The sequence below is a fragment of the Stenotrophomonas sp. YJH_SMC_106-19 genome (genome assembly GCF_059368375.1).
In genome coordinates, this window is record NZ_JCAFRQ010000002.1 from 689,867 (window position 1) to 709,096 (window position 19,230).

At 65.9% G+C, this 19,230-nt stretch carries 13 protein-coding genes; 7 read left to right on the top strand and 6 right to left on the bottom strand.

Annotation, left to right across the window (positions count from 1 at the left end):
* Positions 1–15: 15 nt before the first annotated feature.
* Positions 16–756 (bottom strand): M48 family metallopeptidase, encoded by a 741-nt coding sequence (locus tag AC5P5M_RS10715; RefSeq protein WP_053519322.1) that lies wholly within the window; start codon positions 754–756, stop codon positions 16–18.
* Positions 757–939: 183 nt separating this feature from the next.
* Here AC5P5M_RS10715 and prfB point away from each other — a divergent pair.
* The 7 genes from prfB to AC5P5M_RS10750 all read left to right on the top strand — a co-directional run bounded on the left by prfB (position 940) and on the right by AC5P5M_RS10750 (position 12,329).
* Positions 940–2,065, top strand: a protein-coding gene (prfB, locus tag AC5P5M_RS10720; protein ID WP_111186457.1) for a peptide chain release factor 2 whose coding sequence is annotated in 2 segments (ribosomal slippage) — positions 940–1,014 and positions 1,016–2,065 — 1,125 coding nt in all. Because the reading frame shifts where the segments join, the coding sequence is not laid out codon by codon here.
* A 45-nt stretch (positions 2,066–2,110) separates the two neighbouring features.
* Positions 2,111–2,893: a helix-turn-helix transcriptional regulator gene (locus AC5P5M_RS10725; RefSeq protein ID WP_495205849.1), complete on the top strand. Its 783-nt coding sequence runs from the start codon at positions 2,111–2,113 to the stop codon at positions 2,891–2,893.
* A 602-nt stretch (positions 2,894–3,495) separates the two neighbouring features.
* Positions 3,496–4,881, top strand: coding sequence for an NAD-dependent succinate-semialdehyde dehydrogenase (locus AC5P5M_RS10730; protein WP_053520219.1), 1,386 nt, complete (start codon positions 3,496–3,498; stop codon positions 4,879–4,881).
* 64 nt (positions 4,882–4,945) lie between these two features.
* The gene (locus AC5P5M_RS10735; RefSeq protein ID WP_053520220.1) at positions 4,946–6,586 is read left to right on the top strand and encodes an acetolactate synthase large subunit; all 1,641 of its coding nucleotides are present in this window, start codon (positions 4,946–4,948) and stop codon (positions 6,584–6,586) included.
* Positions 6,587–6,755: 169 nt separating this feature from the next.
* On the top strand, positions 6,756–8,267 hold the full coding sequence (gene lysS / locus AC5P5M_RS10740) for a lysine--tRNA ligase (RefSeq protein WP_053520221.1): 1,512 nt from the start codon (positions 6,756–6,758) through the stop codon (positions 8,265–8,267).
* A 206-nt stretch (positions 8,268–8,473) separates the two neighbouring features.
* Positions 8,474–9,613 (top strand): cyclic di-GMP phosphodiesterase response regulator RpfG, encoded by a 1,140-nt coding sequence (gene rpfG, locus AC5P5M_RS10745; RefSeq protein WP_053520222.1) that lies wholly within the window; start codon positions 8,474–8,476, stop codon positions 9,611–9,613.
* Positions 9,606–12,329, top strand: coding sequence for a response regulator (locus AC5P5M_RS10750; RefSeq protein ID WP_495205850.1), 2,724 nt, complete (start codon positions 9,606–9,608; stop codon positions 12,327–12,329). Before rpfG ends, AC5P5M_RS10750 begins: the two co-directional genes overlap by 8 nt.
* Positions 12,330–12,341: 12 nt before the next feature.
* Here the strand turns inward: AC5P5M_RS10750 and rpfF are convergent, their stop codons facing one another.
* From rpfF to betI, 5 genes are all read right to left on the bottom strand, one after another.
* The gene (rpfF, locus tag AC5P5M_RS10755) at positions 12,342–13,211 is read right to left on the bottom strand and encodes a diffusible signal factor synthase RpfF (RefSeq protein WP_053520223.1); all 870 of its coding nucleotides are present in this window, start codon (positions 13,209–13,211) and stop codon (positions 12,342–12,344) included.
* Positions 13,212–13,416: 205 nt separating this feature from the next.
* Positions 13,417–15,093 carry a long-chain fatty acid--CoA ligase gene (locus tag AC5P5M_RS10760; protein WP_065175618.1) on the bottom strand — a complete coding sequence of 559 codons (1,677 nt, stop codon included), beginning with the start codon at positions 15,091–15,093 and terminating at the stop codon, positions 13,417–13,419.
* Between the two features lie 213 nt (positions 15,094–15,306).
* On the bottom strand, positions 15,307–16,989 hold the full coding sequence (betA, locus tag AC5P5M_RS10765; protein WP_495205851.1) for a choline dehydrogenase: 1,683 nt from the start codon (positions 16,987–16,989) through the stop codon (positions 15,307–15,309).
* Positions 16,990–17,077: 88 nt separating this feature from the next.
* A complete protein-coding gene (gene betB, locus AC5P5M_RS10770; protein ID WP_495205852.1) occupies positions 17,078–18,550 on the bottom strand; it encodes a betaine-aldehyde dehydrogenase in 1,473 nt (490 codons plus the stop codon).
* Positions 18,551–18,590: 40 nt separating this feature from the next.
* Positions 18,591–19,181 (bottom strand): transcriptional regulator BetI, encoded by a 591-nt coding sequence (gene betI, locus AC5P5M_RS10775; RefSeq protein WP_053520388.1) that lies wholly within the window; start codon positions 19,179–19,181, stop codon positions 18,591–18,593.
* Positions 19,182–19,230 lie beyond the last annotated feature (49 nt).

The following is a 19,230-nucleotide window of genomic DNA, read 5'->3' on the forward strand; positions in this document are numbered from 1 at the left end:
CCGCCCCCTTCGTGCTTACTTCCTGTCCTTCTTGATCATCGCGTCGATGCGCGCGGCGCGGGCTTCCGAGCCGGGGTGCGACGACATCAGGCCGCCTTCGCTGGACAGCTTGCGGAACATGCTGGCCAGGGCTGCCGGATCATAGTTGTGGCGCTTCATGAACTGGTAGCCGTACTCGTCCGCCGCGCTCTCTTCCTTCTGCGAGAACTGGGCGTTGACGAAACCCTCGGCCAGGTCGCCGAGCTGGCCCTGGCTGAGCTGGGTCAGGTTACCGTTGCCCGACGCTGCCAGGCCTTCGCGGCCGGCCGATGCGAGCAGCGCGGTGCGCATCTTGGTCTTGCTGTGGCCCAGCTTCACGTGGCCGATTTCGTGGCCGATCACGCCACGCACCTCGTCATCACTGGCCATGTCCATCAGGCCGGTGTAGACGCGGACGCAGCCGTTGGCCATCGCCCAGGCGTTGACATCGGCGGTCCGGTAGACCTTGAAGTTCAGGTTCAGGCCGTCCTCGTTGGCAAGCCCCTGGGTGATCTTGGCCAGGCGCTGGGCATAGGGATCGTTGGCGGGTGCCAGCTGGTTCTCCTTGTCCATGTAGGCGCAGGCCTGGTCGGCGGCCGCCGAGACCTCTGCGTCGGACAGGGTCAGCGCCTTGCCGGCCTTCAGGCCGGTGCTGGTCAGGCCCTTCAGGTCGATGGCCGAGGCATTGGCGGCCAGCAGGCAGGCGGCCAGGCACAGGGTGGAACGCATGATCTTCATTGAAATGGTGCTCCTTGGATTGGGATGGGCCGCGCGTCCCCCTGTTGCCGCGGCGGCCGGGAAGTCTACCGGCTTCAGCCCGCCCCGTGTCCAGCCGCCAGCCGGGCCGCTGGGGGTGCCTCGCCGCCTGCCGGGCGCCTGCGTTATCATTGGCAGTCATTTTTTGAACGCACGACCGCCGACATGATCGAACTGAATCCTGTCCGCCAGCGCATCACCGATCTGACCGATCGCGTGCTGTCGCTTCGGGGGTATCTTTGACTACGACGCCAAGAAAGAGCGTCTTGAAGAAGTAACGCGGGAGCTTGAAAACCCCGACGTCTGGAACAACGCCGAGTACGCCCAGAACCTGGGGCGCGAGCGATCCAGCCTGGAAAAGACCGTGGGCGGCATCGCCTCGGTGCTCGATGGCCTGAAGGATGCGACCGAGCTGCTGGAGCTGGCCGAGTCCGAGCAGGACGAGGACACCGCGCTGGCCGTGGTTGCCGATCTGGACAAGCACCAGTCGCACGTCGAGAAGCTGGAGTTCCAGCGCATGTTCTCCGGCGAGATGGACAATGCCGCTGCGTTCGTCGACATCCAGGCCGGTGCCGGTGGTACCGAAGCCCAGGACTGGGCCGAGATCCTGCTGCGCATGTACCTGCGCTGGTGCGAATCGCGTGGCTGGAAGACCGAGCTGATGGAAGTTTCCGGCGGTGATGTGGCGGGCATCAAGTCGGCCACCCTGCGCGTGGAAGGTGACTATGCCTATGGCTGGCTGAAGACCGAGACCGGCGTGCACCGCCTGGTGCGCAAGTCGCCGTTCGACTCTGACAACCGTCGCCACACCAGCTTCACCTCGGTGTTCGTTTCGCCGGAGATCGACGACAACATCGACATCACCATCAACCCGGCCGATCTGCGCACCGACGTCTACCGTTCGTCCGGCGCCGGTGGTCAGCACGTCAACAAGACCGAGTCGGCGGTGCGTATCACCCACATTCCGACCAACATCGTGGTGGCGTGCCAGACCGGCCGCAGCCAGCACCAGAACCGCGACAACGCGATGAAGATGCTGGCCGCAAAGCTCTACGAGCTCGAGATCCAGAAGCGCAACGCGGAGAAGGATGCCGTGGAAGCGACCAAGTCCGACATCGGCTGGGGCAGCCAGATCCGCAATTACGTGCTCGATCAGAGCCGCATCAAGGACCTGCGCACGGGCATCGAGCGTTCCGATACGCAGAAGGTGCTCGATGGTGACCTCGATGAGTTCGTCGAGGCCAGCCTGAAGGCCGGCCTGGCGGTGGGGTCCAAGCGCGTCGATGCCTGATGCGCACGCCTGCGCCGATATCATCGCCTTCCGCAACGGAGGGCGATGATGCGCAGCGAGAGTGAACGCAGGGAGCTCGGCGGTTTCCTCAAGGCCTGCCGCGCCCGTGTCGACCCGGCCACGCTGGGCCTGCCGGCCGGGCGCAGGCGTACCCCCGGCCTGAAGCGCGAGGAAGTGGCGCTGGCGGTGGGGGTCAGTGTCAGCTGGTACACCTGGATCGAGCAGGGACGTGAAGTGCGTGCGTCGCCGGAAGTGCTCGAGCGCCTGGCCCGGGTGTTGCGCATGAGCGATGACGAGCGCGCATATGCGTTCGCGCTGTCCGGCTATGGCGTTCCGCTGGAGTCGCCAGATGAAAGCGTGACTGATGGCCTGCGCCAGCTGGTGAACGCGATGCAGCCGATCCCGGCCTACGTACGCAACACCCGTTTCGACATCCTGGCCTGGAATCCGGCCATTGCCGAACTGTTCGTCGACTACAGCCAGCTGGCGCCGCATGAGCGCAACACGCTGCGGCTGATGTTCCTGTATCCGCCTTATCGCACGTTGATCCTCAACTGGGAGGAGATGGCCCGGGGCCTGCTGGCCGGCTTCCGCGCGGCGATGGCGCAGGCGCAGGACAAGGCGCCTTTCCTGGCGCTGGCCGAGGACATCGCTGCCCACAGCGATACGTTCCGGCAGTGGTGGCCGGAGCATGATGTGCGCCGCTTCGACGAGGGGGCGAAGAAGCTGAACCACCCCACGCGCGGGTTGCTGGACCTGCAGTACGTGGCGCTGGTGCCGGAGAGCCGGCACGACCTGTCGTTGGTCACCTACCTGCCGCGAAAGTAGGTGGGTCGGCAGGGCTGCGCCCTGCACCCGCAGAGGCTTCAAGCCACGGCAACGGCAACGGCGTGCATTCCGTGGGATGGCGGGGCGGCGCCGGAGTGCGGGGACGCCGTGAACCCGTCCATGGGGGCTTGGCAGCCGCATCCATGCGGCTGACACCCCGCACTCCGACGCCGCCCCGCCTCTGACAATTTCCCGCGGCTGTGGGTGGGTGTCGACCTTGGTCGACACATCTGTCAGATATCGAAATTCATTTGGAGCCAGATCCGTTCCGACAGATCGCGGGAAACTGTCGAAGGCGGGGTGGGGCCGATGGCGGGAGTGTCCGCGGCATGGATGCCGCGGCCAAGCCCCCATGGATGGGTTCACGGCGTCTTCCGCCATCGGCCCCACCCCGCCATCCCGCAGGAAACCAGCTTCTGCTGTGGCTTGGCTGTGGCTTGGCGTGGCTTGGGGGGCAGGGCGCAGCCCTGCCAGCAACCCCATTCAGGCAGGTAAGTGCAGGTCACAGGATAAGCAGACGCCTTGTTGCGCGGCAGCTTCGGGTCCACATTCCTGACAGGAGACGGGCAATCGGCCCGTTGCCGAGACAACAGGAGCCCTGCATGTCCGCTGCCCCCGCCATTGCGATTTCCCTCGATCCGGCCACCGGCCAGGAAATCGCCCGCCATCCCTTCGTTACCGACGCCGAGCTGGAGGTGATCCTCGATCGAGGCCAGGCCGGCTTTGCCGCCTGGAGTGCGCAGTCGCTGGAGCAGCGCGCCGATGCCCTGCGTGCGATGGCCGCGGTCCTGCGCCGCGACCGCGAATCGCTTGCGGCGCTGGCCACCGCTGAAATGGGCAAGGTCCATGCCGAATCGTTGGCCGAAATCGAGAAGTGCGCGGTGCTCTGCGAGTGGTATGCGGATAACGGGGCACAGTACCTGCGCGACGAGCCGACGCTGGTTCCCGATGACAAGGCCTACGTGTCCTACCTGCCACTGGGCGTGGTGCTGGGCATCATGCCGTGGAATTTCCCGTACTGGCAGGTGATGCGCGCAGCGGTGCCGATCCTGATGGGAGGCAATGGTTTCCTGCTCAAGCCGGCCGAGAACATCGTCGGTACCGCCCATCTGCTCGACGCCGCCTGGCGCGACGCGGGCCTGCCGGAAGGCACCTTCATCGCCGCCAACATCAGCCGTGAGGGCACCAGCCGTGCCATCGCCGATGACCGCATCGCAGCCGTCACCCTGACCGGCAGCGTCGGCGCAGGCCGCAGCATTGCCGCGCAGGCCGGGCAGGCATTGAAGAAGGTCGTGCTGGAACTGGGGGGCTCGGACCCCTTCATCGTGCTGGACGATGCCGACCTCGACGCGGCGGTGGATGCGGCACTCGCCTCGCGCTTCCAGAACACCGGACAGGTCTGCATCGCCGGCAAGCGCATCATCGTCGAGGACGGCGTGTACGACCGTTTCGTGGCGCAGTTCTGCGCGAAGGTGCAGGCGCTGACCGTCGGTGATGGCCGTGAACCGGGCAACCGCATCGGTCCCATGGCCCGGCAGGACCTGCTCGAGCAGCTCGATGCGCAGGTGCGTGCATCGGTAGAGGCCGGTGCGCAGCTGCTGGTCGGCGGTCATCAACTGGATCGTCCGGGCAGCTTCTATGCCCCCACGGTGTTGGCCGGTGTCGAGCCGGGCATGCAGGCGTTCGATACCGAGACCTTCGGCCCGGTGGCTTCGATCAGCCGCGCACGCGATGCCGATCATGCGGTGGAGCTGGCCAACCAGAGCGAATTCGGCCTCAGCGGCAACCTGTGGAGCGGCGATCGCGAGCGCGCGATGCGGTTGGCACGCAGGCTGCAGACCGGGGGCGTGTTCGTCAACGGCTTCTCCGCGTCCGACCCGCGCGTGCCGATCGGTGGCGTGAAGAAGAGTGGCTTCGGCCGCGAGCTGTCGCATTTCGGCATCCGCGAGTTCGTGAACGCGCAGACCGTGTGGTTCGACCGTCGTTGACGCACGGCTTGCATCCTTCCTGTAACGATCCACCACCAGTCCAGTGAAGAGGGACGGCATTCCCATGTCCAAGGGTTCAGATCTGCTTGTCGCGGCGCTCGAGAACGAGGGCGTCGAACGTATTTTCGGTATTCCCGGCGAAGAAAACCTCGATGTCGTCGAGTCGCTGCGCCATTCCAGCATCGAGCTGGTCATCACCCGCCATGAGCAGGCGGCGGTGTTCATGGCGGCCACCTACGGACGCCTGACCGGCAAGCCGGGCGTGTGCCTGGCCACGCTCGGCCCGGGTGCCCTCAACTTCACCACCGGTGCGGCCTACGCGCTGCTGGGCGCATGGCCGGTGATCATGATCACCGGGCAGAAGGGCATCGTCGCCAGCAAGCAGGCGCGCTTCCAGATCGTCGACATCGTCAGCACGATGAAGCCGCTGACCAAGCAGGCGCGGCAGATCGTATCGGCGCGCACCATCCCGACCATCGTCCGCGAGGCATTCCGTGTCGCGCAGGAAGAACGTCCGGGCCCGGTTCTGCTGGAACTGCCGGAGGACATCGCGGCCACTGAAGTCGAGGATGTGGCATTGATCCCGACGCATGCGGTGGATCGACCGATCGCCAGTCCCGAGGCGCTCGATCGCGCCGCGCAGATCATCCGCAATGCGAAGCGTCCGCTGCTGATGATCGCCTCCGCGGCGTCACGGCCGCAGTCCAGCGACGCGCTGTCAGCCTTCGTACTGCGTGCCGGCATTCCCTTCTTCACCACGCAGATGGGCAAGGGTGCGGTGGCGGGCGGATCAGGCCTGTACATGGGGACTGCCGCGCTGACCGAACGCGACTATGTGCATATGGCCATCGACCAGGCCGACGTGATCGTCACCATCGGCCATGAAGTGACCGAGAAGCCGCCTTTTGTGATGCGGCCCGGCGGACCGACCGTCATCCACATCGGCTATTCGCAGGCGGCGGTCGAGCAGGTCTACTTCCCGCAGGTGGAGGTGATCGGCGATATCGGCCGCTCGCTGACCCAACTGGCCGACCGCATCGAAGGCCAGGTGGCCCATGCCGATGCGCTGCTGCCGCTGCGGGCCACCATCCTCGACCATCTCGCCGACCGTGCCGAAGAGGCCCGGTTCACCCCGCAGCGGCTGGTCCACGACGTGCGCCGGGTGATGCCGCCCGACGGCATCGTGGCGCTGGACAACGGCATGTACAAGATATGGTTCGCGCGCAATTACCGCACCCAGGTAGCCAATACGCTGCTTCTGGACAATGCGCTTGCCACGATGGGCGCGGGCCTGCCTTCGGCGATCATGGCCTCGATCCTGTACCCGCAGCGCCGGGTGCTGGCGGTGTGTGGCGACGGCGGCTTCATGATGAACAGCCAGGAGCTGGAAACCGCGCGGCGGCTGGGGCTGAACCTGGTGGTGCTGATCCTCAACGATGGTGCCTACGGCATGATCCGCTGGAAGCAGGCGGTGGATGGCTTCACCGACTATGGGATGACCTTCGGCAATCCGGACTTCGTCAGGTACGCCGAGGCCTATGGTTGCAAGGGCCACGAAGTGACGGCCATCGAGCAGCTCATCCCGACGCTGGAGGCGGCGTTCAACGAAGGCGGGGTGCACCTGGTGTCGGTGCCGATCGACTATTCGGAGAACGAGCGGGTGCTGGTGGATGAATTGCGGCAGGCGTTCCCCGGGAATGCCTGAGGTAGCGCCGGGCCACGCCCGGGGATTCCTGCCGACTGACCGCCGGGCATGGCCCGGCGCTACCGGGCCGTGGGCGCCGGCCAGGGCCGGGGCAGGGTGGTTTTGCTATGCTGTGCAGCCGGCCGTGCCGGGCGCAAGACTCCCCCAACTACACGATTCCCGCAGATCCATGAGCGAAGCTACCGAAACCCCTTCCGTCGACGAAAACAAGTTGATCGCCGAGCGCCGCGAGAAACTCAAAGCGCTGCGCGGGCAGGGGATCGCGTACCCGAACGACTTCCGTCGCGAGGACTTCGCCGGCCAGCTGCAGGACGAGTACAGCGACGCCGAAACCTGGACCGCCGAGGCCCTGGAAGCCAATGGCCGCCAGGTGCGCATGGCCGGACGCCTGATGGCCAAGCGCATCATGGGCAAGGCCAGCTTCGCCCAGATCCAGGACGAGTCCGGCCGCATCCAGCTGTTCCTGCAGGGCGCGGCCCTGGGCGATGACTACGCTGCTTTCAAGGGCTGGGACGTGGGTGACATCATCGCCGTCGAGGGCGGCCTGACCCGTACCCGCACCGGTGAACTGTCGGTCAAGGCCGCAACGATCCGACTGCTGACCAAGTCGCTGCGTCCGCTTCCGGACAAGTGGCATGGCCTGGCCGACGTCGAGCAGCGCTACCGCCAGCGTTACGTCGATCTGATCGTGACCCCGGAGTCGCGCGCGGTGTTCATCAAGCGCTCGAAGATCATCCGTGCCATGCGCGCGTGGCTGGACAACCGCGACTTCCTCGAAGTCGAGACGCCGATGATGCATTACATCCCCGGCGGTGCGGCGGCCAAGCCGTTCACCACCCATCACAACGCGCTGGACCTGGACCTGTACCTGCGCGTGGCGCCGGAGTTGTACCTGAAGCGCCTGACCGTCGGTGGCCTGGAGCGGGTGTACGAAATCAACCGCAATTTCCGCAATGAAGGCGTCAGCACCCGGCACAACCCGGAGTTCACCATGATGGAGCTGTACGAGGCCTACGCCACGTACAACGAGATCATGGACCTGACCGAAGGCGTGATCCGGGACGTGGCCAGGACGGTGAACGGCACTACCGAAGTGGAGTGGGACGGCGCGAAGATCGATCTCGGCCCGGCGTTCCGCCGCTGGCGGATGGACGAGGCCGTGCGGCACCACAATCCGGAGATCTCCGCTGCCGACTGCACCGACCGCGAAGCGCTGCTGCGGCACTGCGAGCGCCTGAAGATCAAGGTCAAGCCGTCCTACGGCTGGGGCAAGCTGCTGCTGGAGATCTTCGAAGCCACCGTCGAGCACACCCTGATCCAGCCCACCTTCATCACCGATCATCCGGTGGAGGTCTCGCCGCTGGCGCGTGCCAACGACAACGACCCCGGCTACACCGATCGCTTCGAGCTGTTCGTGAACGGCAAGGAGCTGGCCAACGGCTTCTCCGAGCTGAACGACCCGGAGGATCAGGCCCAGCGTTTCCAGGCCCAGGTGGCCGCCAAGGAGGGGGGCGATGACGAGGCCATGCACTACGACGCCGACTACATCCGCGCGCTGGAGTACGGCATGGCGCCGACCGGCGGCCTCGGCATCGGCGTCGACCGCCTGGTGATGCTGCTGACCGGCAGCAGCTCCATCCGCGACGTGCTGCTGTTCCCGTACATGCGTCCGGAGCACTGAGCCGGGGTTTTGTGACTCCCGTTTGTGCGCGCCGTCCCGAAACGGGACGGCGCAATTGACGTCTCTGGCACTCGGCGTATCGTAATTGCACTACCTTGACGCCGGCTATGGCTTGATCGGTGACGGGGAAGAGCGCAATGTGGAGAGCCCGCTTCACAATGTGACCACGATCATGAACCGGGACGCATGACACGGGAGTCAGTCCGATGCAGGGTGCCAGCGTGCGCAGCGGCAGCGTTTCCACGCCTGCTGATGACCAAGCGTGGTCGAGAAACCAGGCGGAGTACACGTTGAACATCGTCATCGTCGATGACCAGACCTCCGCGCGGACGATGCTGCGGCACGTCATCGAGGACATCGCGCCGGAACTGAGCGTGCATGACTTCGGCGATCCCCTGACCGCGCTGGCCTGGTGCGAATCGCACCCGGTCGACCTGCTGCTGCTCGACTACCGCATGCCGGAAATGGATGGGCTGGAATTCGCCCGCCGCTTCCGGCGCCTGCCCAAGCATCGCGACATCCCGGTGATCCTGATCACCGTGGTGGGCGACGAGCCGATCCGGCAGGCCGCGCTGGAGGCAGGCGTGATCGACTTCCTGGTCAAGCCGATCCGCCCGCGCGAACTGCGGGCGCGCTGCTACAACCTGCTGCAGCTGCGCCAGCAGACCGAGAACGTGAAACAGCGCGCGCTGTCACTGGAACAGCGCCTGCTTGCCAGCATGCACGAGGTCGAGGAGCGGGAGCGCGAGACCTTGTCGCGATTGGCTCGTGCGATCGAGTTTCGTGACGCCGGCACCAGTGCCTACCTGGAGCGGATGGCCCGCGTGGCCGGGCTTATCGCCGAGCAGCTGGGCCTGCCGGAAGACGAGGTGCGGCTGATCGAGATGGCGGCGCCCCTGCACGACATGGGCAAGATCGCCATACCGGATGCGGTGCTGCTCAAGCAGGGCAAGCTCAATGAAGAGGAGCTGGCGATCATGCGCCGTCACCCGCGCATCGGCCATGAACTGCTCAGCGGCAGCCAGAACCGCTTCATCCAGGTCGGTGCACTGATCGCGCTGCGCCACCATGAACGCTACGACGGCAGTGGTTACCCCGATGGGCTGGTAGGCGAAGCGATTCCACTGGAAGCGCGCATCGTTGCCGTCGCCGATGTCTTCGACGCCCTGATTTCCCCACGTCCGTACAAGGAAGCCTGGACGATGGAAGCAACGCTGGCCTATCTGTATGCCCAGCGTGGCCGCCTGTTCGACCCCCGCTGCGTGGATGCGCTGCTGCGGGGCCGCCAGCAACTGCTGGACATCTGCGCGCAGCACTCGACGGCCTCCACGCGACCGGGTGGCTGAGGTGCAGGACCTGTTCGCACGGCTGAAGCGCCGGCTGTCGCAGCGGCCCGACTCCGAGCACGGGCAGGTGATCGTGCGGATCGCGCTGATCTCGCTGATCCTGGTTTACATACTGTTGTCCGGGGCCCGGATGCATCGCCTGGAGCAGTACCAGGGCGTGCTCGTGACCGTGCTGACCGGGCTGTCGATATCCCTGCTGCTGTTCGCCTGGTTGCTGTGGAAGCCGGGGCGCTCCGATGCGCGCAGGGTGGTCGGCATGGTCGCCGACTATGGGTTGATGACGGTCGGCATGGTGCAGATGGGCGAGCCTCTGGCCTGGGTCTATGCGGTGGTGATGTGGGTCACGGTGGGCAATGGCCTGCGCTTCGGCAACCGCTACCTGGGCGTGGCGATCGCCATGGCCCTGGTCAGCTTCGGTACCACCGTGCTGTTGACACCCTACTGGCGTGACAACCCCAGTCTGGCCGTGCCCCTGTGGCTGGGCCTGGTGGCGGTTCCGCTGTGCTGCTCCTCCCTGTTGCGACGACGGATGCGACATCCCCCCATGGACACTCCTGCCGTTGAATCCTCCCCGGCCCGGTCGCTGCTGGCCCGGGTGAAGCAACGGCTGTCCGGACGCGAGGACAGCGAGCACGCGCAGAACCTGATCCGCATCGTGATCACCGCGCTGTTCATCAGCTATCTCGGCTGGCGCTACCTGAGCGCGGGTGGCGAGACGCTGACCACGACGTGGCTGATCCTCGCCTTCGAGCTGGCCATCTCGGCGGGCCTGCTGGTGGCGATCCTGGTCGATCCCGGGGTGTCACACGTCCGCCGCGTGATCGGCATGCTGACCGACTACACCTGCATGGCCTGGATCATGACCATCCAGGGTGAGCCGGCAGCTCCGCTGTACGCGGTGATGCTGTGGGTCACGATCGGCAACGGCATGCGCTACGGCAGCACCTACCTGCGGGTGGCAACCGCAATGGGGTGCCTGGCTTTCCTGTGTACCGTGATGCTGTCGCCCTACTGGCGCAGCCACGACTACCTCGGCTGGGGCCTGCTGCTGGGCCTGGGCGCGATTCCGCTGTACTTCGATTCGCTGCTGCATGCCTTGACCCGTGCGGTGGCCGAAGCGCGCCAGGCCAACGAAGCCAAGAGCCGTTTCCTGGCGAACATGAGCCACGAATTCCGTACGCCGCTCAACGGCCTGGCCGGCATGACCGAAGTGCTGGCCACCACGCGGCTGGATGAGGAGCAGCGCGAGTGCCTCAGTACCATCCAGGCGTCCACCCGCAGCCTGCTGGCGCTGGTGGAGGAGGTGCTGGACATCTCGGCGATCGAGGCCGGCAAGGTCCGGGTGGAATGGCATGAGTTCGCGCTGGCCGACGTGCTGCAGGCGATCAACCTGATCCTCACCCCGCAGACGCGTTCCAAGTCATTGGAGTATCGCGTCGACGTGGACGACAACGTTCCGCCACGGTTGTTCGGCGACGCCGGCCATCTGCAGCAGATTCTGCTGAATCTGATGGGCAACGCGGTGAAGTTCACCGACAGTGGCTTCGTCCATCTGCGTGTCAGCAGCCATGACGAGCGTGGCAGCGAGCGTGCCCGGCTGCGTTTCGAGATCCTCGACAGCGGCATCGGCGTACCCGTGGCCCTGCGCAGCCGCCTGTTCAACGCCTTCGAGCAGGCCGACGTCGGCCTCGCCCGCCGCCATGAAGGCACCGGACTGGGTACGGCGATCGCCAAGGGACTGGTTGAATCGATGGGCGGGCAGGTCGGTTACCTGCCGAACACGCCGCGCGGCAGCGTGTTCTGGGTGGAAATCGCGCTGGACGTGGCGCCGACGCCGGACGTGCAGGGCGAGCTGCCGGAGGGCGGCAACGTCATTGCGTTCTCCAATCCATTCCTGCGCCATCGGGCCCGTGTACGCAGCCTGCGGGTGCTGGTTGCCGATGACCATGCCGCCAACCGCATGGTGCTGCAGCGGTTGCTCGAGAAGGCCGGCCACAAGGTCACATGCGTCAATGGTGGGGTCGAGGTGCTCGACGCTCTCGAGCAGGCCAATTACGACGCAGCCATCGTTGATCTGCACATGCCCGGCATGAGCGGCCTGGACCTGCTCAAGCAGCTGCGGGTGATGCAGGCCAGTGGCCTGCCGTATGTGCCGGTGATGGTGCTCAGCGCCGATGTCACCCCGGAATCCATCCTGCGCTGTGAGCAGGCAGGTGCACGTGCATTCCTGGCCAAGCCGGTCGTCGCGACGCGTCTGCTGGAGGTGTTGGCCGATGTGGCCGCCAACACGCGTACCGAGCCGGGCATCCAGTCGGTACCGGCCATGGAGGTCGGTGACGGCGTACTCGACACCGCCGTGCTGGACGAGCTGGCGTCACTGGGCATGGGCGATGGCTTCGAACGCAAGTTCATCGACCAGTGCCTGGTCGATGTGGACGCGAGCATGGCGCAGATGCAGGCCTGTGGCGAGCGGCTGGACTGGGAGGACTTCCGCGAACACGCCCACGCCCTGCGCGGCGTGGCGAGCAACCTGGGCCTGGTCCAGGTTGCTGCCGCCAGTGGCGAGATGATGCGCATGGCCGACTGGCAATTGAAGGCCGAGTGGACAATGCGCCTGTCCAGCCTGGTAGGTGCACTGCGCATCGGCAGGAAAGCGCTGGCGTCCCGCGTCGCAGGCATCCAGCAACGCGACGACGGGGAACGCACGCCCTCCTGACCGCGAGGTCTGTCAGCCCGCCTCGCCATTGCGGCGGGCCTGGGCGCGGACCAGCCGGTCCATGGTCCGCAGCGACTTCTCGCCCAGCTGCATGGCGGTGTCGACCCAGATCTCGGTGATGCGCATCATTTCGTGCAGCGGCACCATGGTGGCGATCTCGTTCACTTCGCGCATCGCCGCCCATGCGTGCGGAATGCGCCGGCTGTCCCGGATCACCTGTTCGACCGCCGCAACGCCTTCGCCCACCGGCACGACGACATCCACCAGGCCCATGTCCTTCAACTGCCGGGCGGTGAAGAGGTTGCCCTCCAGCATGATCTTCTCGGCCAGCCGCGGGCTGACCCGCTGGCACAGGAAGGAGTAGGCGCCCATGCCCGGGAACAGGTCGAACAGCACCTCCGGCAGTCCCATCAGCACGCCTTCTTCGGCGACGATGGTATGGCAGCTCAGCGCGGCCTCGAAGCCGCCGCCCAGTGCATTGCCCTGGACCAGCGCGATGCTGTGGGCGCGTGCGCCCAGCCCGGCGTGGAACGCATGCACGCCGCGCACGCAGCGCTGCGCATAGTCGAGCAGGCGGGCACGGTCGCCCTCGCGGATCAGCCGGCAGAACAGTTCCAGGTCGCCGCCCAGGTTGAATACGTCACTATCGGAGGCCAGGACCACGTGAGGCGAGAGAACGTGGGCGGCACTGAGACGGTCTCCCAGTTCACGCTGATAGTCGACGATGTCGTCTACCAGGCGTGAGGCAAAGCACGGGCGGCCCGGCTGGTTGACCAGGTTGGCATGCATGTGGATCCAGTAGACATCCCGTTCGGTTTCCTCGGTGATGCGCAGGGTCGGGTGCTGCGACGGGCGGGTGATGATAGGGCGTACTGCAGACATGGGTGTTCTCCGAGTGACCGTCCGGCCAACCGCAGAGCGGACGGAGAGATGGAATGTGAGGGAGTGGGCGGAACGTGCGGTGGCGAGTGATTCTATGCACCGCTCGTGAACCGCCTGCAAGCGGCCGCCGCCCGTGCTGGCCGCCAACGAAAAGGGCCCCGCCGTCGCCGGCGGGGCCCTGAGCTGCGTCGAACCGTGGAAACCCTTACTGTGCGGGCGTATCGCGCAGCTCGCGACGGAGGATCTTGCCGACATTGGTCTTCGGCAGTTCCTTGCGGAACTCCACGATGCGCGGGTGCTTGTAACCGGTCAGATTTGCCCGGGCATGCTCCTTGACCATTTCGGCGGTCAGGTTCGGATCCTTCTTCACGATCACCACCTTGACCACTTCGCCGGACTTCTCGTCCGGCACGCCGACCGCGGCCACTTCCAGCACGCCGGGCATCATCGCGATGACGTCTTCGACCTCGTTCGGATACACATTGAAGCCGGACACCAGGATCATGTCCTTCTTGCGGTCGACGATGTAGAAGAAGCCCCGTTCATCCATCTTCGCCATGTCGCCGGTATGCAGCCAGCCGTCACTGTCGATCGCCTGGGCGGTCTCTTCGGGGCGCTGCCAGTAGCCCTTCATCACCTGCGGGCCCTTGATGCACAGCTCGCCCACCTCACCCAGCGGCAGGATGTTGCCGTTGTCGTCCTTGATGCACGCATCGGTGGACGGGATCGGCAGGCCGATGGAGCCGTTGTACTCCGGCAGGGTAAGCGGGTTGATGCAGGCGGCCGGCGAGGTTTCGGTCAGGCCGTAGGCCTCGACCAACGTCACCCCGGTAACCTTCTTCCAGCGCTCGGCCACAGCGCGCTGCACCGCCATGCCGCCGCCCAGGGTGAACTTCACCGACGAGAAATCGATCTCATCGAAACCGGGCGTATTGAGCAGACCGTTGAACAGCGTGTTGACGCCGGTGATGGCGGTGAAGCGCGTGCCCTTGAGCTCCTTGACGAAGCCCTTCATGTCGCGCGGATTGGTGATCAGATGATTGCAGCCGCCGAACTTCATGAAGACCAGACCGTTCGCGGTCAACGCGAAGATGTGGTACAGCGGCAGCGCGGTGATGATCACTTCCTTGCCCGGCTCGATGCCGGAGGTCGACAGCCATGCCGAGGCCTGCTGCATGTTGGCGATCAGGTTGCGGTTGGTCAGCATCGCGCCCTTGGCCACGCCGGTGGTGCCGCCGGTGTACTGCAGGAACGCCACGTCGTCGTGGTCGATCTCGACCTCGGGCAGGGTGTGGCGGCTGCCGAGCTTGAGTGCCTGCTTGAAGCGGATGGCGCCCTTCACGTGATAGTTGGGCACCATCTTCTTGACGTACTTCAGCACGAAGTTGACGATCGCGCCCTTCGCGCCGAGCAGATCGCCCAGGCCGGTGGTGACCACCTGCCTGACCGGCGTGTCGGCGATGACCTGCTGGACGGTATCGCCGAAGTTGTCGACCACCACCAGCACCGAGGCGCCGGCGTCGACCAGCTGATGCTTGAGTTCGCGTGCGGTATACAGCGGGTTGACGTTGACCACGGTCAGGCCCGCACGCAGCACGCCGAAGGTGGCGACCGGGTACTGCAGGCAGTTGGGCATCATCAGGGCGACGCGGTCGCCCTTCTTGAGCTTGAGCTCACCCAGCAGGTAGGCCGCGAACTGGTCAACCAGCGCATCGGTCTCGCCATAGGTGAGGACCTTGCCGAAACTGGAGTAGGCGGGGCGGTCGCGGTACTTGGCGACGGAGGCGTCGAAGACGGAGGCTACCGAATGGAACTCGTTGACGTCGATCTCGGCGGGAACGCCTTTCGGATAGCTCTGCAGCCAGGGACGATCCAGACTCATATTCCCCCTCCAGGAATCGTGATTGTTGGGTCCGACCCTGAGCGTACTGACAGCGGCCGGTCATTGCAGCATACCCCGCCGTAGGGGAAACGCGAAGAGGGCATCGCGCGACGGCCTGTGCGATCGCGTCAAATGCCGCCGGGCATGGCCCCGCGCCACCGAGCTGGCAGCGCTGGGCCATGCCCGGCGGGTGTTTCAGGACGCGTGCGGTGCTCAGCCCTGCCTGCGTACCGGCGCACCGTTGGCTTTGTAATAGGGCGCGGTGCTGCGGGGCAGCGGCGTACGGCCGCGGATCACGTCGGCGAGCTTTTCGGCGATCATGATGGTCGGCGCGTTGAGATTGCCGGTCACCACCTGCGGCATGATCGAGGCGTCGACGATGCGCAGGGCCTCCAGACCATGCACGCGGCCCTGGCCGTCCACCACCGCCATCGGATCATCGGCGTGGCCCATCTTGTTGGAGCAGGACGGGTGGTATGCCGTTTCAGCATGCTCACGGACGAACGCGTCGATCTGCGCATCGGTCTGCAGTGCACTGCTCGGCGAAATCTCGCGGCCGCTGTATGGAGCCAGTGCCGGCTGCGCGAAGATCTCGCGGGTGATGCGGATCGCCGCGCGGAACTCGCGCCAGTCCTGGTCGTGCGACATGTAGTTGAACAGGATGCTCGGATGCTCGCGCGGATCCTTGGAGCGGACATGGATGCGGCCCCGGCTGGGCGAGCGCATCGAGCCGACATGCATCTGGAAGCTGTGTGCCTTGATCGGATTGGACCCGTTGTAGTTGATGGCCACCGGCAGGAAGTGATACTGCAGGTTGGGCCAGTCGAACTCGGCATCGCTGCGGATGAAGCCGCCGGCTTCGAACTGGTTGCTGGCGCCGATACCGGTGCCCAGGAACAGCCATTCAGCGCCGATTGCCGGCTGGTTGTACAGCTTCAGCGCCGGCGCCAGCGAGACCGGCTTCTTGCATTCGTACTGGAGATACATCTCCAGGTGATCCTGCAGATTGGCGCCGACGCCCGGCAGGTGATGCACCAGGTCGATGTCGAGGCTGCGCAGCAGATCGGCCGGGCCCACGCCGGAGCGCTGCAGGATCTGTGGCGAGGCGATGGCGCCGCCGCACAACAACACCTCGCGGCGGGCAGTGGCACGCTGCGGCTGGTCGTTGCGCAGCCACTGCACGCCCACCGCGCGCTTGCCGGAGAACAGGATGCGGTCGGTCAGCGCGTGGGTGACGATGGTCAGGTTCGGGCGCGGCCTGGCCAGATCCAGATAGCCGCGGGCGGTGCTGGAGCGGCGGCCCTTCGGCGTGACCGTCCGGTCCATCGGGCCGAAGCCTTCCTGCTGGTAGCCGTTGAGGTCATCGGTGCGCGGATAGCCTGCCTGCACGCCGGCTTCAACCATGGCTGCGAACAGTTCGTTGTTGCCGGCCTTGGGGGTGGTCACCCGCAGCGGGCCATCGCCCCCGTGGTAATCGTTGGGGCCGATGTCGCGGGTCTCGGCCTTGCGGAAGTAGGGCAGGCAGTCCAGATAGGTCCAGTCGTCCAGGCCGGGCATGCTCGCCCAGTTGTCGTAGTCCATCGCGTTGCCGCGGATGTAGCACATGCCGTTGATCAGCGACGAACCGCCCAGGCCCTTGCCACGGCCGCAGTCCATGCGGCGGTTGTTCATGAAGGGCTCTGGATCGGTCTTGTAGGCCCAGTTGTAGCGCTTGCCCTGCAGCGGAAACGCCAGCGCCGCCGGCATCTGGGTGCGGAAGTCGAGCCGGTAGTCCGGGCCACCCGCTTCCAGCAGCAGTACGCTCACATCGGCATCTTCGGTCAGGCGGGTGGCCAGCACGTTGCCGGCCGAACCGGCGCCGATGATGATGTAGTCGTACTCGTTATGGGTGCTCATGGTTGTTCTCCTTCAGGCCGGGACACGCTGCACGCAGGCATCCCGGCGGAATGTCGGATCGGCGCGGTGGCCGGACGAGGGGCGCGGCTCAGAACACGCTGGCGTAGTCGCCCAGTTCGACCTGCACCGACTTGATGCGGGTGTAGTGGCCCAGGGTCGAGAGGCCGTTCTCGCGGCCGACACCGGACTCCTTGTAGCCACCCACCGGCATTTCGGCTGGCGATTCGCCCCAGGTGTTGATCCAGCAGATGCCGGCTTCCAGGCGATGGATGATGCGGTGGGCGCGGCTGATGTCCTTGCTGACCACGCCGGCGGCGAGGCCGAAGGTGGTGTCGTTGGCGCGGCGGACCACTTCATCTTCGCTGTCATAGGCAAGGATGCTCATGACCGGCCCGAAGATCTCTTCCTTGACGATGGTCATGTCGTCGCGGCAGTCGGAGAACACAGTCGGCAGCACATAGGCGCCCTGGGCCAGCGTGCCGTCGGTGGCACGGCCGCCGCCGATCAGCAGGCGCGCGCCTTCGGTCTTGCCGCTTTCGATGTAGCGCAGCACGTTCTCCATGTGCGGGAAGCTGGTCAGCGGGCCGAAGTTGGTGTCCGCGGCCATCGGATCGCCGATGCGGATGCGCTTGACGCGCTCGACCACGGCGGCCTCGAACGCGGCCAGCATGCCGCGCGGCACAAACACGCGGGTGCCATTGGTGCACACCTGGCCGGAGCTGAAGAAATTGGCCATCACCGCGATGTCGGCGGCGCGGTCGAGATCGGCGTCATCGCAGATCACCAGCGGCGATTTGCCGCCCAGTTCCATGGTCACTTCCTTCAGCGAGGAGGAGGCGGCCGCAGCCATCACCTTCTTGCCGGTGGCCACACCGCCGGTGAAGGAGATCTTCTCGATCACCGGATGTTCGGTGAGCCAGTTGCCGATTTCGCGACCGGGGCCCTGCACGACATTGAACACGCCGGCCGGCACGCCGGCTTCGGTGTAGATCTCGGCAAGCCGGATGGCGGTCAGCGGCGTGACCTCGGACGGCTTGAACACCATCGCATTGCAGGCGGCCAGCGCCGGCGCCGACTTCCACAGGGCGATCTGGATCGGGTAGTTCCAGGCACCGATGCCGGCGACCACGCCCAGCGGTTCACGGCGGGTGTAGAAGAAGCTGGATTCGCGCAGCGGCAGCTGGATGCCTTCGATGGCGGTCGCCAGGCCGGCGTAATACTCCAGCACATCGGCGCCGGTGACGATGTCCACCGTGGTGGTTTCCGCCAGCGCCTTGCCGGTATCGAGCGTTTCCAGGCGGGCCAGTTCGTCATTGCGCTCGCGCAGGATCTCCACGGCGCGGCGCAGGATGCGCGAACGTTCCATGGCGGTCATTGCCGCCCATGCCTTCTGGCCTTCGGTGGCGCTTTCGACGGCGCGTTCGACGTCGGCCTGGCTGGCGACCTGCACCTCGGCGATGACCTCACCGGTGGCGGGGTTGACCGTGGCGAAGGTCTTGCCGCTGGTGGCATCGACCCGGCGGCCATGGATGTAGAGCTGTTGGACGGGCAGGGTGGTCATGGGGCGTACTCCTCGAAAGGGGGCGGGAAGCTGAAAGCGCTTATAGCGCGTCGGCCTGCAACTGGAAGTCGATGTAGCCGTAGGCGATGCGTCGGGCCTTGTCAGCATCGAAGGCGCCGCCGACCAGGCTGCCGCGCAGCCAGAGGCCATCGATCATCGCGGCCAGGCCGCGGGCGGCGAGGCGTGCCTGTGGGCGTGGCAGCACGCGGTTGAACTGGTGGCACAGGTTGGAGAACAGGCGCTGGTCGTTGGCATGCTGCAGGCGCGCCAGTTCCGGCTGGTGCATGCTCGCGGCCCAGAAGGTGAGCCAGACACGCATCGCGGTGCCATTGATCTGGCTGTCATCGAAGTTGCCATCGACGATGGCGCGCAGCTGGTCGCGGGGATCGTCGCCGACCCCGGCCCGGCAGCGGGCGACCGCGTCCCGCAATTCGCGCAGGATCTGCCGCATCGCAGCGTTGAGCAGGCCGTCCTTGTCGCCGAAGTAATGGGCGACGATGCCGCTGGACAGCCCGGCCTTCCTGGCGATGGTGGCGACGGTGGCATCGGCCATGCCCATTTCGTCGATGGTCTGGAAAGTGGCCCGGATCAACTGTTCGCGACGGACCGGCTCCACGCCCTTCTTCGGCATTGTCTCTCCACGGATTGCGACCCGAGGCATCGGGTTGGCCATCAGTATG